9 protein-coding genes are annotated in these 14,791 nt (G+C 64.5%); all 9 read left to right on the top strand.

Annotated features, from left to right (window positions below):
* The first annotated feature begins 2 nt into the window (after window positions 1–2).
* On the top strand, window positions 3–1,316 hold the full coding sequence (locus PSH86_RS29885; protein ID WP_116833752.1) for a DotU family type VI secretion system protein: 1,314 nt from the start codon (window positions 3–5) through the stop codon (window positions 1,314–1,316).
* Entirely contained in the window at window positions 1,313–4,813 is a 3,501-nt protein-coding gene (tssM, locus tag PSH86_RS29880) for a type VI secretion system membrane subunit TssM (protein WP_116833751.1), read from the top strand. The genes PSH86_RS29885 and tssM overlap by 4 nt, the downstream gene beginning before the upstream one ends.
* On the top strand, window positions 4,810–5,463 hold the full coding sequence (gene tagF, locus PSH86_RS29875; protein ID WP_109752739.1) for a type VI secretion system-associated protein TagF: 654 nt from the start codon (window positions 4,810–4,812) through the stop codon (window positions 5,461–5,463). Before tssM ends, tagF begins: the two co-directional genes overlap by 4 nt.
* A complete protein-coding gene (locus PSH86_RS29870; protein WP_109752738.1) occupies window positions 5,464–6,195 on the top strand; it encodes a PP2C family serine/threonine-protein phosphatase in 732 nt (243 codons plus the stop codon).
* Entirely contained in the window at window positions 6,192–9,287 is a 3,096-nt protein-coding gene (locus tag PSH86_RS29865) for a serine/threonine-protein kinase (RefSeq protein WP_305486807.1), read from the top strand. Before PSH86_RS29870 ends, PSH86_RS29865 begins: the two co-directional genes overlap by 4 nt.
* Complete coding sequence (locus PSH86_RS29860; protein WP_305486805.1) at window positions 9,287–10,003, top strand: ABC transporter ATP-binding protein; 717 nt, start codon at window positions 9,287–9,289, stop codon at window positions 10,001–10,003. The genes PSH86_RS29865 and PSH86_RS29860 overlap by 1 nt, the downstream gene beginning before the upstream one ends.
* Window positions 10,003–11,199: an ABC transporter permease gene (locus tag PSH86_RS29855; RefSeq protein ID WP_249015719.1), complete on the top strand. Its 1,197-nt coding sequence runs from the start codon at window positions 10,003–10,005 to the stop codon at window positions 11,197–11,199. The genes PSH86_RS29860 and PSH86_RS29855 overlap by 1 nt, the downstream gene beginning before the upstream one ends.
* Complete coding sequence (locus tag PSH86_RS29850; protein WP_305486801.1) at window positions 11,192–12,919, top strand: SUMF1/EgtB/PvdO family nonheme iron enzyme; 1,728 nt, start codon at window positions 11,192–11,194, stop codon at window positions 12,917–12,919. The genes PSH86_RS29855 and PSH86_RS29850 overlap by 8 nt, the downstream gene beginning before the upstream one ends.
* Before the next feature lie 86 nt (window positions 12,920–13,005).
* The gene (tagQ, locus tag PSH86_RS29845; protein ID WP_109752733.1) at window positions 13,006–13,947 is read left to right on the top strand and encodes a type VI secretion system-associated lipoprotein TagQ; all 942 of its coding nucleotides are present in this window, start codon (window positions 13,006–13,008) and stop codon (window positions 13,945–13,947) included.
* Window positions 13,948–14,791 lie beyond the last annotated feature (844 nt).

Raw genomic sequence — 14,791 nt, 5'->3', positions numbered from 1 at the left:
CGATGAGCAACGACGATCGTACCCAGTTCATGCCGACGCCCGGTGGCCGCGGCGCCGATCCATTTCGCCCGGACCCTGGCCGTCCGGATCCGGGTCGTCCACAGCCTGCGCCGCTGTCGATGCCGGCCGCGCCGGTCCTGACCGGCAAGGCCGAGGGCCTCAACCCGCTGGAGAGCGCCGCCGGCCCGCTGCTGGCCTTGCTGACGCGCCTGCGCAACACCATTGCCCATCCGGCACCGGCCAGTTTGCGCGCGCAACTGCTGGCCTATCTGCGCCAGTTCGAAGAGCGCGCCGAGGCCGCCGGCGTGGTGCGCAACGACGTGTTGCTGGCCCGTTACGCCTTGTGCACCGCGTTGGACGAAGCGGTGTTGAGCACCCCGTGGGGCGGCACCAGTGACTGGGGCAAGCAAAGCTTGTTGATCACCGTGCACAACGAAGCCTGGGGCGGCGAGAAGGTCTTCCAGCTGCTGGAGCACTGCCTGCAAAGCCCCCGCGAGCGCTTGTATTTGCTGGAGCTGTTGTACCTGTGCATGTGCCTGGGTTTCGAAGGGCGCTACCGGGTGATGAACGACGGTCGCAGCCAATTGGAAGCCTTGCGTGAGCGCACCGCTGGCGTGATCCGCAGCGCCCGTGGCGACTACGAGCGCGAGCTGTCGCCGCACTGGCGCGGCGTTACCGTGGCCCGCGACCGGTTGGCGCAATTCATGCCGCCGTGGATCGCCGTGGCCATCGGCGCGGCGCTGTTGCTGGCGCTGCTGTTCGGCCTGCGCATGAAGCTGGCTTCCGATGCCGAGCCGGTGTTCAAGAACATTCATTTCCTGGGCGAAATCCCGGTGCAGACCATCGACCGTCCCGTGGTGCAGCCCAAGGTGGTCGAGCGACCACGCCTGGCCGGTTTCCTCGCCGATGAGATCAGGGCCAACCGCATTGCGGTGGAAGACGCCGTCGATCGCTCGGTGGTGACCATCCGTGGCGATGAGTTGTTCGCCTCGGGCAGCGCCAGCATCAAGGACGATTTCCAGCCGTTGATGCTGCGCATCGCTGATGCGGTGCGCAAGGTCAAGGGCCAGGTCCTGGTGACCGGACACAGCGACAATCGGCCGATCGCCACCCTCCGGTTCCCGTCCAACTGGGCCTTGTCCGAAGCGCGGGCCCAATCGGTGCTGCAAATTCTTTCGGCCAAGACCGGGCAGCCCGAGCGCTTCAGCGCCGAAGGCCGCAGCGACACCGAACCGTTGGCGTCCAACGCCACCCCAGAGGGGCGTGCGCGCAATCGTCGGGTTGAAATCACAGTATTGGCGGAGGGGGTCGAGTGAAGGCGTTTTTCAGTTTTATGACCCGCTGGGTCATTCCGTTGCTGGGGCTGATCGCCCTGAGCCTGATCATCTGGTTCGTGGGCCCGCTGCTCGATTGGCTGGTGCCCGAAGGCCGGCGCTGGGCCTTGATCATCCTGGTGTTTGCGGTGTGGATCGCCTACCGGGTGTTCCGCATTATCCAGGCGCGCCGGCAGGCCGCCGAAGTGATGCGCAGCCTGGCCGCGCAAACTCCGCCCGATCCCACCAGCATCGCCACCGCCGAAGAGCTCGAAACCCTGCGCCAGCGCATGGACGAAGCCCTGGCCCTGCTCAAGAAAGCCAAGCTGGGCGGTGATGAGCGGCGCAACCTCTACGAGTTGCCGTGGTACGTGATCATCGGCCCGCCGGGTTCGGGCAAGACCACCGCGCTGGTCAACTCGGGGCTGCATTTCCCGCTGGCCGCGCAACTGGGCGCCGGTGCGGTACGCGGCGTCGGCGGTACGCGCAATTGCGATTGGTGGTTCACCGACCAGGCTGTCCTGCTCGACACCGCCGGCCGCTACACCACCCAGGACAGTGACGCGACCATCGACAAAGCCGCGTGGCTGGGTTTCCTTGGCCTGCTGAAAAAACAACGGGCCCGGCGCCCGATTGACGGTGCGTTTATCGCCATCAGCCTGTCCGACCTGTTGCTGGGCAGCGACGCCGAACGTGCCGCCCATGCCGCGGCGATTCGCTTGCGGATCCAGGAGCTGTACACCCAATTGGGCGTGCGTTTCCCGATCTACCTGATGCTGACCAAGCTCGACCTCGTGCCCGGGTTCATGGAGTACTTCGATACCCTGAGCAAGGAAGAGCGCGCCCAGGTCTGGGGCATGACCTTTGCCCTGGACGATGGCAAGAGCAACGACAGCCCGCTGGCGCACCTGCAAAGCGAATTCACCGGCCTTGAGCAGCGCCTCAACGACCGTCTGGTGGAACGCCTGCAACAAGAGCGCGACCCGGCGCGGCGCGACCTGATCTACGGCTTCCCGCAGCAGTTCGGTGCCTTGAAAGATTGCCTGCAAAGCTTCCTCGAAGGCGTGTTCAAACCCAACGCTTTCGAAGAGCGCGTGTTGCTGCGCGGCGTGTATTTCACCAGCGGCACCCAGGAAGGCAGCCCGATCGATCGCCTGATCGGCTCCATGGCCCAGAGCATGAACCTGGACCGTCAGCACCTGGCACGCCAGACCGGCACCGGGCGCAGTTACTTCATCGAAAAACTCTTCACCGCCGTGGCGTTCGCCGAGCGCGGGCTGGTGGGCGTCGATCCGAAAGTCGAGCGTCGGCGCAAATGGATTGCCCGCGGTGTGCTGGCTTCCACCGTGGTGTTGGTGCTGGTGGTCAGCACGTTGTGGTGGGTCAGCTATCGCGCCAACCAGGCCTACATCGCCCAGGTTGACCAGAAAGTCGCACCCCTGGGGCAAACCGTGCAGAACCTCAGCCCGGCGCAACGGGATGTCCTTGCCGTGTTGCCGTTGCTCAACGCCGTGAAACACCTGGCCGACGACGCCCCGAGCTGGGCCGAAGGCCTGGGCCTGTATCAGGGCGACATGCTCGAAGCCGAGTCCGGCAGCGTCTATCGCAAGTTGCTGATCGCCGTGTTCGCCCCACGCCTGCTGACGCGCATCGAAGAGCAACTGCACAGCGGCGGCAATTCGGACTTCCTCTACGAAGGCTTGAAGGCCTATCTGATGCTCGCCGACACCGAGCATTACGATGCCGACTTCATCAAGGCCTGGATCGCCCTGGATTGGGACCGCAGCCTGCCGCGCGACTTGCCGGCCGAGCAGCGCCAGGCCCTGACCGCGCATTTGCAGGCACTGTTCGAGCGGCGTCCGCCGCTGGCGCGCCTCGACCCGCGCCTGGTCGAAGACCTGCGCCGGCAGTTGCAGCAATTGCCGGTGGCCCAACGTGTGTATGACCGGATCAAACGCCAGAAACTGCCTGAAGGCATCCCGGACTTCCGCATCAACGAAGCCGCCGGACGTGACGCCGCGCTGGTGTTCAGCCGCAAGAGCGGCAAGCCGTTGGGCGAGCCGCTGAGCGGGTTCTTCACGGTCAAGGGCTATCGCCAGGGCTTCTTGCTCACCAGCCTGAGCCAGACCGGCACCCTGGCCGAAGAGCAATGGGTGTTGGGCCACGAAGAGGCCGATCAGCAGAACGTCGCCAGCCTGGCCGCCGATGTACGTCGCCTGTATTTCCAGGACTACCTGCGCCAATGGGACGCCTTGCTGGCCGACATCGATTTTGTGCCGATCACCAGTGTGGCCCAGGCCGCCGATGTGCTGCGGGTGATTTCCGGCCCGACTTCACCGTTGAAAAAACTGTTGGTGGCGGTGGCGAAGGAAACCGACCTGCAACAGGATGAACGCCTGCTGGCCGCCCAAGGTGCGCCAGTGGAAGGCGGTGTGGACAAGCTCAAGGAGCGCCTGGGCAGCTTGCTCGGCCAGGAGCAGGCAACGCAAAACGCACCGGCGCAAAGCGATGACCCGATCACCGCGCACTTCGCCGAGCTCAACAGCATTGTCAGCAAAAGCGAAGGCGAACCAGCGGCCATCGACGGCTTGCTGGCAGACATGAACGCCTTGTACGTGCAGGTCAGCGCCATGGTCGGTGCCAGTGGCGACGCCTTGCTCGGCGAAGCCAAGAACCAGGCAACAGCCGCCGCTACGCGCGTCAGCCTTAATGCCGAACGCCAGCCGCCGCTGGTGCAGGGCCTGGTCAAGTCGGTGGTCAATTCCACCACCAACAGCATGATGGGCGGGGTGCGCAATCAACTGAACGCCGCCTGGACCAGTGAAGTGGTGAACATCTATCGCCAGTCCCTGGCCGGGCGCTATCCGATGTCGCCGGGCAGTGCGCGGGACGCCACCCTCGATGACTTTGGTCAGTTCTTCGGCGTTGGCGGGGTGATGGACAACTACTTCCGCAAGTACCTGCAGCCCTACGTCGACACCTCGACCCCGACCTGGCGCTGGCAGCCGGGCGCGGCGCAGAAGCTCGGCATCGCCCCTGGCGTGCTGCAGACCTTCCAGCGCGCGGCGACCATTCGCGATGCGTTCTTCCGTTCCGGCGGCACGCAGCCGATGGTGCGTTTCGAGCTCAAGCCAGTGGCGATGGACTCGACCATCACCCAGTTCCTGCTCGACCTCGACGGCCAGCAACTGAGCTACGACCACGGCCCGAGCCGCCCGACCGCCATGCAATGGCCCAACCCGGGCAGCATCGGCGTGGTGCGGATCTCGATCATGCCGCCGTCGTCCAGCGGTCGCTCCGGCATCACCCTGGACGGGCCGTGGGCCTGGTTCCGGCTGCTGGAGCAATCGGACCTGACCGCCGGCAACTCGCCGGATCGCTTCAACCTGCGGCTGAGGGTCGATGGCGCCAGCGCCTCTTATGAGCTGCGGGCCAACAGCGCCTTCAACCCGTTCAAGAGCCGGGTGCTCAGCGGCTTCAGCCTGCCGGAGCGGCTATGAGTACGCCGGGCTTCTACGGAAAACTGGCCAGCCGCGGCGACTTCGTCAGCCGTGGCTTGCCCCAGGGGTTTATCGGCCCGTGGGATTCGTGGCTCGCGGCGGGTTTGCTCGCCAGCCAGAGCAGCCTCGGCGAGCGTTGGCTGGACGCCTATCTGGTCAGCCCGCTGTGGCGCTTCATGGTCGCGCCCGGGGTGTGTGGCCCGGACGCCGCCGTCGGTGTGGTGATGCCGAGCATCGACCGGGTCGGCCGTTATTTCCCGCTGACCGTCGCGGTATTGCTGGAGCCCGACGCGGACCCGGCGTCGGTGGTGGGCGGTGCGGACGAGTGGTTCGAGCGGGTCGAGAACCTGTTGCTGAGCACGTTGAGTGTGGAGGCCAGTTTCGAGGCGTTCAACGAACAGCTGGAGACCCTCGGCAGCCCGATGTATTTGCCGCGCACGTCCAGCAGCCGCTTTGCCAGCCTGCATCGCTTCGATGCCACCGACCCGCAGCAGCGCATGAGCGCCCTGGCCGAGGCGGCTTGCGAAGGTGTGAGCCTGTGGTGGGGCCAGGGATCGGAGCGCATTGCCCCGGGTTTGATGCGCTGCCAGGGATTGCCGGCAGCCGCTGATTTTGCGCAATTTTTGCTCGGCCAAGAAGGTGTTGTGTAGATGCGTCCAAGTGCCGGAAAAGCAATCAAGTCAGCAAGCAAGAGCCATGTCGGAATGGTCCGCCAGGTCAACGAAGACGCCTGCCTGGACCTGCCGGAAAACGGCCTGTGGGTCGTGGCCGACGGCATGGGCGGGCACGCGGCGGGCGATTACGTCAGCAGCCTGATCGTCGACAGCCTGCGCAGCATCGCCGTGGGCCGTTCGCTGGACGAATACGTCGCGGCGCTGCAAAGCGACCTGCTGCGGGTCAACGCCGCCGTGCGGGAAGAAACCGCCAACCGTGGCGTGACGATGATGGGCAGTACCGTGGTGGTGTTGGCCGTCCGCGATCTGCGCGGCATGTGCCTGTGGGCCGGTGACAGTCGTTTGTATCGCCTGCGCGACGGCGTGCTCGAAGGCATCTCCCGGGACCACAGCTACGTCCAGGACTTACAGGACAGCGGCCTGCTCAGCGAAGCCGAGGCGCGGGTCCATCCACGGGCCAACATCGTCACCCGGGCCATTGGCGTCGAGGCGCAACTGAACCTGGCGCTGACTGAACTGCTGCTGGTGCCTGGCGACAGCTACCTGCTGTGCAGCGACGGGCTGACCAAGACGGTGGAGGACGACGAAATCCGCGAAGTATTGAGCCACGACGAACCCGGTGAAATCGCCAGCAGCCTGGTGTCCCTGGGCCTGATGCGCGGCGCGCCGGACAACATCACCGTGGTTGTCGTGAAGGTGCCGTCATGAGCTTGACCCTGAACATTGTCATCCCCGGCTACGACATCGAAGGGCCGATCGGCGAAGGTGCGATGGCCAGCGTGTACCTGGCGACCCAGCGTTCGCTGGAGCGCAAGGTGGCGTTGAAGGTCATGGCCGCCGCGCTGGCCGCCGACCCGACGTTCTGCGAGCGTTTCCTGCGCGAAGGCAAGACCCTGGCGCGCTTGTCGCACCCGCACACCGTCACCATCCATGACATCGGCAACGTCGGTGAGCTGTATTACATGGCGATGGAATACCTGCCCAACGGCACGCTCAAGGAGCGTATCGCCGATGGCCTGTCGCCGGAGCAGGGCCTGACCTACATTCGCCAGATCGCCTCGGCCCTGGGTTATGCCCACGGGCTGGGCCTGGTCCACCGTGACGTCAAGCCAGCCAACATCCTGTTCCGCGCCGACGGCACGGCGGTGCTCTCGGACTTCGGCATCGCCAAGTCCCTGGACGACCGCACCCAGTTCACCCAGGCGGGATTCGCGGTCGGCACGCCCAGCTACATGAGCCCGGAACAGGCCCGCGGGCAGGACATTGATGGCCGCGCCGACCTGTATGCCCTGGGCGTGGTGCTCTATGAAATCCTCGTCGGCAAACTGCCGTATACCGGTAACGATGCGCTGTCCACGGCCCTGGCCCACCTGACCGAACCGTTGCCGGAATTGCCGGTGCACCATGGCCGTTACCAGGATGTGCTGCGCAAGCTGCTGGCCAAGGATCCGGCGGAGCGTTTCCCGGATGCGGCGGCGTTGCTGCGGGCGCTGGATAACCTGCCTCAGGAATCGGAAGCGACGCTGATCCGGCCGTTGTCGTTGCAACTGCCGGAAACCCCCAAGCCGGTTGATGACTTGGCGGGTTTGACGCCAATGTCCATCGACATTCCCAGTGGCCCGGCTTACTCACCGCCGCAGTCTCAACCGCAGCCCAAGCCCGTTCCGCCGCCAGTAAAACCGGTGGTTCAATCCTCGGTGTCGGAGCAGCGCAAGGGGCCGGTGTTCGCCCTGGCCGCCGTTGCGGTTGCCGTGGCGCTGGCGTTGGGGGGCGCGGGGTATTGGTGGTTGGCCGGTGACGATGGCAAAGAGGCGAAGACGCCAGTGGCCACGAACACTTCGGTCAAGCCGCCGGAAGTGAAGCCGCCGAAGACCCCGGAAGTGCCAGCGGTCAAGCCACCCGTTGCCCCTCCGGCTCAGCCGCCCGTGGCGACCGAGGCCGATGGCGGCCAGCGTCCGCTGTTGATGGCCGGCAAGAAAACCCTGTTCCAGCGCGTGCTCAGCAAACCGGGGGCGAAGCTCGCCGACGCACCGGGCGCTGCGCCGGGTAAGGCGCTGCCGGCGTTTTCCGTGCTGTACGTGTATCAGCGCAAGGATGTGGACGGCAGCGCGTGGGTGCGTGTCGGCGCCGCCACCGATGGGCGCAGCGACGGCTGGTTGCCCGCGGCCCAGGTCAGCGACTGGAAGCAAAGCCTGGTGCTCAAGTTCACCGAACGTTCCGGCCGGGCGCCGGTGATGTTCCTGCGTCAGCCTGGCGAAGTGGAAAAACTGCTGGCTAACCCTTCGGCGGCCAAGAACGTGCTGCTCAAGGCCCAGCAGAGCCCGCAGGAGGACCAGCAAGTGCTGGCCCTGGAACCGGCCGCCAGCGCCGTGCCGCAGAGCCAGTTCTATCTGTTGCCGATCTTCGATTCCCGCGAAAGCATGGATGAGAACGGCCAGCCGGTGCAGTTACTGAATGTCGCTTCCATCGATCCTGGCAACACCCCCAAGGCTTCGAGCAACACGCCGATCACCACCGCCAACGCCGACGCGTTCCGTACCGCCGTGGTGCTGGTGGTGGACACCACGGTGTCGATGCAGCCCTATATCGACCAGGTCCGCGACGTAGTCCACGAGCTGCAGACCCGCATCGCCGAGCGTGGCGAGTTGGACAGCGTCAGCTTCGGCATGGTGGGTTTCCGCAGCAGCATCAAGAAAACCCCGGGCCTGGAATACGTCGCCAAGACCTTGATCACCCTGGAACAGGGCCGCGACCCGCAACGCTTCATGGAGCTGGCGCGGCAGGTCAAGGCGTCGACAGTGTCGAGCCATTCGTTCAACGAAGATGCGTTTGCCGGGGTCATGGAAGCCGTCGAAGGCATGGACTGGTCCGGTTACGGCGGGCGCTTGATCCTGCTGGTCACCGACGCCGGTGCCTTGCGCAAGAACGATCCGTTTGCCGCCACGCAAATGAACGAGGCCGAAGTGCGCCAGGCGGCGCTGGGCAAGCAGATCAAGATATACGCTTTGCACCTGCTCAGCGACGCCGGCAAGAAAACCCATGCCGGCGCCCAGAGCCAATACCGCACCCTGACCGCCGACGCCAACCCGCAGATCGGCGACCTGTACATTCCAGTGGCGGGCGCCGACGTGCGCAAGTTCGGCGAGCGGGTCGACGAGATCGGCTCGGTGTTCGCCGACCTGGTCCATCAGGTGCGCAGCAACAAGCCGCAAGCCGTGCCGCTGCTGAGCGCCGCGCCGAGCCTGGCCGACAAGTCGGCCGCGGTCGGCTACGCGATGCACATGGACTTTCTGGGGCGTAAATCTGCCAGCCAGGCGCCGCAACTGGTCAGTGCCTGGACCGCCGACCGTGACCTGACCAACCCGGCGCTGCCAGCGTTCCAGGTCTGCGTGATGCTGACCAAGCTGCAACTCAACGACCTGCAGCAATCGCTGAAGCTGATCGTCGACGCGGCCCGCAAGACCCAGAGTTCGCCCAAGGATTTCTTCCAGGAAATCGCCAGCGCCAGTGCCTACATGAGCCGCGATCCGTCGGCCTTGCGCAAGGGCGGCAACCTGGCCGACGGCGGGATTCTCGGCGAGTACCTCGAAGGGCTGCCGTACCGCAGCAAGTCGCTGAACATGACCCAGGACTTGTGGCTGTCCTTGAGCGTGGCCGAGCAGGAAGATTTCATCGACGAGTTGGATTCGAAAATCCGTCTCTACGAAACCTTCCACAACGACGTGGCGAACTGGGTGCGCTTCGGTGATGCCGAGCCGGGTGACGCCTTGTACCGCGTTCCGTTGTCGACGCTGCCGTGATGCTGGACATGAGCGCAGTGCACAAAAGCCGGGGCGCCGGCAGCCAGCGCTACAGCCTGGTGATTCCACGGCTGCAACTGCGCGGCGGTGAACAACTGGCGGTGGTCGGGCCCAGTGGCTGTGGCAAGAGCACTTTGCTGGATCTGCTGGCGCTGGTGCTGGCACCGGATCAGGCTGGGCGGTTCGACTTCAGCCCTGCCAATGCGCCCCTGGACATCGCCAAATTGTGGCGTGGGTCGCAACAGGGCACCTTGGCCGAGCTGCGCAGTCGTCACCTGGGTTATGTTCTGCAAACCGGCGGCCTGTTGGGCTTCCTGGACGTGCGCGACAACATCGAGTTGTCGCGAAAACTGTTGGGTTTGAAGGATGACGGCAGCGTGATGCGCCTGGCTGGGCAGTTGGATATTGCCGATCAACTGGACAAGAAACCGGCGGATTTGTCCGTCGGCCAGCGCCAGCGGGTCAGCTGTGCCCGGGCGCTGGCCCATGCTCCGCGGCTGTTGCTGGCCGATGAACCGACCGCCGCCCTCGATCCGCTGAACGCCGAGCGCGTCATGCAGTTGCTGGTGGCCCAGGCCCGTGAACACGGCGTGTGCTGCGTGGTCGCCACCCACGACGAAGCGCTGGCCCGTGCCAGCGGTTTGCAGGTGCGGCGGATCAGTTGTCGCCGCGATGCAGACGGCGGTGTCACCGCCACCCTCGGGGAGGCTTGCTGATGCGCGGCGCGCTGGTGGCTTCCCTGGCCTGGCAGGATTACCGCAACGATGCCTGGCTGTCGGCCTGTTCGGTGTTGGCTTTGGTGGCCGTGGTGGCGCCGTTGCTGGTGCTGTTCGGCCTGAAGTTCGGTCTGGTCAGCAGTCTCACCGAGCGCTTGCAGAACGATCCGGCCACCCGGGAAATCATCCCCTTGGGCGGCGGTCGCTTCAGTGCCGAGTTCGTCGAGCAATTGAGCCAGCGCGGCGACGTTGCGTTTGCCTTGCCACGTACTCGGCAGATCGCCGCCACGGCAGATTTGAGCAGCGATGCTTCGGTCGTCACGGTCGAGATGATTCCCACCGCGGCCAACGATCCGTTGTTCGATCACCTGCCGGTGCCTCAGGGTTTGGATCAAGTGGTGCTCAGCCAGACTGCCGCTGAAAAGCTCGGGGCCAAGGCCGGCGATTGGGTGCAGGCCAGTTTTGGCCGGCAGGTGGCCGGTCGCAGCGAGGCGCAGCGTACGCGGGTGCAGGTGTTGCACGTGTTGCCGTTGGAAGCCTTTGCCCGGGACGGCTTGTTTGCGCCGCTGGCGTTGCTGGAGGCGGCCGAGGATTACCGCGACGGTCGTGCCGTGCCCGCGTTCGGCTGGCCGGGGGATGCGGTTGGCGTGAGCGGGCAGCGGGTCTACCCGGCGTTTCGTCTATACGCCCGCAACCTCGGCGACGTCGAGCCGCTGCGCCAGTATTTCGCTGGGCAGAACCTGCTGGTGTCGACCCAGGCCCAGACCATCGCACAAGTGCAATCGTTGAGCCGCAATCTGTCGATCGTCTTCTGGATCATTGCCGGGTTGGCGTTGGCCGGTGCGTTCGCGGCGATTTTTGCCGGCGCCCTGGCGGCGGTCGAACGCAAGCGCAGGGAGCTTTCAGTGTTGCGCCTGCTGGGGGTTTCCACGGCGGCGCTGTTGTTATTTGTAGTGTTGCAGGCGCTCTACAGCGCCACCTTTGCGGCCCTGCTGAGTGCCGGCCTGTACGGTCTGGCGCAGTCGGGCCTGAACCATTTATTTGCGCAGATGCCCGGCGAGTACGCCAGCCATCTGCTGGTGCGTCATTACGCGTTGGCCCTGGTGGCCGTGCTCGGCGTCAGCGCCGTGGCGGCGGCTTGTGGTGGCTGGCGCGTGGCGCGCATCCAGGCGTGTGAAGGAATTCGCGATGTATAAGTTATTGGGCGCCGCCGTGGCGCTGAGCCTGGCCGGTTTGGTCTGGGCCGATGAAGGCAGCGACAAGCTCGACAATCCCAAGCCGTTGCCCGATGACGTCAGCCTGCCGCTGCCGTGCGAAGGGCAGATGGTGTTCCGCTACGTCTATATCCTCGCCCAGGGCACCCTGGATGACCGTGAAATCAGCCTCGGCTATCCGTTCAGCGAGGGCGAGGCCGGTTACCAGCAGTCGTTCATTTCCGGCTACCGGCGCGACTTCATCAACGGCCAGTTCACCCTCAAGGACCTGCCCACGGACTGGAACAAAACCATCACGCCGTTGATGCCCAAGACCGACGCCAAGACGCCGCTCAAACCGATGCTGTACTTCATCGGCAAGTACGAAGTCACCGTTCGTCAATACGCCCAGGTCATGGCCCAGGCGCAATCGTTGGCCAGTGGCGAGCCGGCCCCGGCCTGCGAAACCTTGCAAGCCGATTTGCCTCAAGGCGTGGCCGGGCGTTTGCCCAAGGTGAAACTGTCGAAGTTCGAGGCTGAGCGTTTCTCGGCGGTGTACAGCGCCTGGCTGATGAAATACCACAAGGACCTGCTGCCGGTGAGCGGTCGCGGCACCTCCGCCGAAGACGGCGGGCTGGGTTTCGTACGTTTGCCCACTGAAGTGGAGTGGGAATTCGCCGCCCGTGGCGGTCAGGCCGTGAGCCGTCAGGACCTGGAAGGGCGCCTGTTTCCCCGGCGCCTGGAAGGCAGCGAAAGCGACGGGCCGCTGGCCGATTGGGCGGTGTTCAACCAGGTCGCCGGCGGCACCGGCCAGGCCGCGCGGCTGATGCCCATCGGCACCAAGCTGCCGAACCCCATTGGCCTGTTCGACGTGGTTGGCAACGCCGCCGAAATGGTCCAGGAATCCTTCCAGTTGGTGCACGCTGGTCGCCGCCAGGGCGCCTATGGCGGCTTCGTGGTCAAGGGCGGCAACTACCTGGAAGGCGAGGGCACGCTGTTCACCGGCATGCGCCGCGAATACCCGCTGTTCGCCGCCGATGGCACCGAGCAAAGCAACGAAACCACGGGCTTCCGGGTGGCGGTCGGGGCGTTGTCGGCGCCGCGTTCGCGCTACAAGGAATTGTTTGCCCAGTGGCAGAAAGAAGGCCGGCTGGCGTCGCTGACCGATGCCATCGACGATGCCGAGGACCCGACCAAGCGCCTGGACAGCATCATCGCCGCCAGCGTCGACCCACGCCTGCAAGCCGAACTGGGCCTGGTCAACGAAGAACTCAAGCGCAACGTCTCGCTCATCGCCCAGCAGCGCGAGGAAGCGGCGGGCAACCTGATTCAGTCGTCGGCCCTGGTGGCCGAGACCGTCAACAACTACAACATTCGCCTGACCAATCTGCAGAACAGTCGGCAAGTCGCCCTGGATGCCAAGGACGAGGCCAGCGCCCAACTGTTCGCCACGGCCATCGACAACGGTCGCAGTGCGCTGGATGGCGCGGTGGCGATCTACATCGACAACCTGGCCACCGGCACGCGCTACACCGATGCCGTGATCCAGGCGCAGTTTCAACGCATCAAGGAGGAGCTGGAGCGCAAGCCGGTACTGGGCAAGAGCCTGGTGGCGCGCGCAACGTTATTCGTTCGTCACGTCGGGGACTATCGTCAGCAAAAACGCGCCGACCCGGCGGTGATATTGAAGGAATTGCTCGCATCGAACGCTCAGCGGTCTTGAGTATTCGTTGTCAGCGAGCTTGGAAGGGACTCAGGCGGCGATAGGGCCGAGCTGAGCTGGTCAAAACTTAAAACGAGAACACAACTATGCTTTTCTCCCGTAAACCTTTTGCTTCGGGTTCCAAGCGTCACTTGCTGATGGTCGCTGTCGGCTTCAGTACCGTACTGACCGGCTGCGCCACGTCGCCGACCTCCAAGGTCGCCTCGAGCACCAAGGTCGAGTACTACCCTAACTGCTACGAGCCGGTGCAGCACCTGCGCTCCACCGAAGGCAACATGACCAAGTCCGTGGTCACCGGCGCAGCCGTCGGCGCGGTGGGTGGTGCGCTGCTGGGCGTCCTGACCGCCGACAAGGAAGATCGTGGTCGCAACGCCGCCATCGGCGCTGCTGGCGGCGCCCTGGCCGGTGGTGCAGCCGGTTACTACACCGAGCGCCAGAAGCAGATCGCCGATGACAACCAGCGCATCGCGTCCTACGCCGCCGACGTCAACAAGAGCGTCTCCGACATCGACCGTAGCACCGCCTACGCCCGGACTTCGCAGCAGTGCTACCAGAATGCGTTCAGCAAACTGGTCGCCGATCGCAAGGCCAAGACTGTCAACGACACTGAAGGTCGCAAGCGCCTGGCGGAAATCGTCGCTGGCCTGAAAGAGTCGAACGACCTGATCGTTGCGGTCAACGGTAAAGCTTCCGAAGACTTGAACAATTACACCCAGGCCTATGAGAAAGATCTGCAGCAAGTGGGTGTGCAGCGTACTGACGTGGTGACTGTGGCTACTGCTGACACTACGCCGGTCGTGGCTCCGACCAGCACCAAGAAAAAGAACAAGAACGTACAACCGGCGAAGAAGAAAGACCTGCCGACTGTACCTAAGGAAGCGGTGACCACCGAGAAGACCCTGCAGACCGCCAAGGCCAAGCAGGATGAAAGCAAGCAGGTTGCCAGCGCGGGTACCACTCAGGTCAACAGCATGTGCAAGAACCCGGACCTGGGCGATTGGGCGCCGGTTCCTTGCCCGAATGTTTGATTGAGTGACTGTGGCTGATCATTGATCAGCCGCCAAAACCTGTGGGAGCGAGTTTGCTCGCGATAGCGTTGGTTCAGTTGGCATTGATGTCGACTGACACTCCGCCATCGCGAGCAGGCTCGCTCCCACTTTTGTTTTGTGCTGGCTGAAATATCTGTGCCATCTCCTCAATCCCCTGTGGGAGCAAAGCTTGCTCGCGAGGCGGCCTGATAGCCGGCCTGTCTCTCCCGGTTGTACTTCGATCAAACTGTGGGAGCGAGCCTGCTCGCGATGGCGGCCTGACAGCCGGCCAGGATTTTGTTGACCGGGTACATATCCATTGCTGCGGTAACGGCCACTTATGGTTCCGCTCTTACAGCGGGTCACTTTCGAAAAGCCCGGAAGCCGGCCCAGTCGAAAGTAACCAAAGCGCTCATGCCCCACCACTCGGCACCTCGCCTAGGCTCGGTGTGCCCTCACTCCGGCATTGCTCCGTGGGCCCGCCGCGAAGGGCCATCCATGGCCCAGCGCGGCTATCCCGGCATCCATGCCGGGATGCCCACTCCGCAATACCTGCGTTCGGCCATCGTGGTTAACGGGGCGCCGAGATCAACGTCCACCACGAGGCGGCCTTATAGCCGGCCTGGCTCTTGTGGGGTGTACACCCATCAGACTTGTTTGAGCTGGACCTGTGGGAGCAAAGCTTGCTCGCGAGGCGGCCTGATAGCCGACCTGCTCTTGCGGGTGTACCCAGTCCAATTGTGGGAGCGGGCTTGCTCGCGAAGGTGGCCTGACAGCCGACCTGTTTTTCCCGGATGTACCCCGATCCATTTGTGGGAGCGAGCCTGCTCGCGATGGCGTCGGC

This window comes from Pseudomonas sp. FP2300, from assembly GCF_030687595.1.
In the GTDB taxonomy this organism is placed as follows: Bacteria; Pseudomonadota; Gammaproteobacteria; order Pseudomonadales; family Pseudomonadaceae; genus Aquipseudomonas; species Aquipseudomonas bijieensis.
This window is presented reverse-complemented; position numbering and strand designations above follow the sequence as displayed.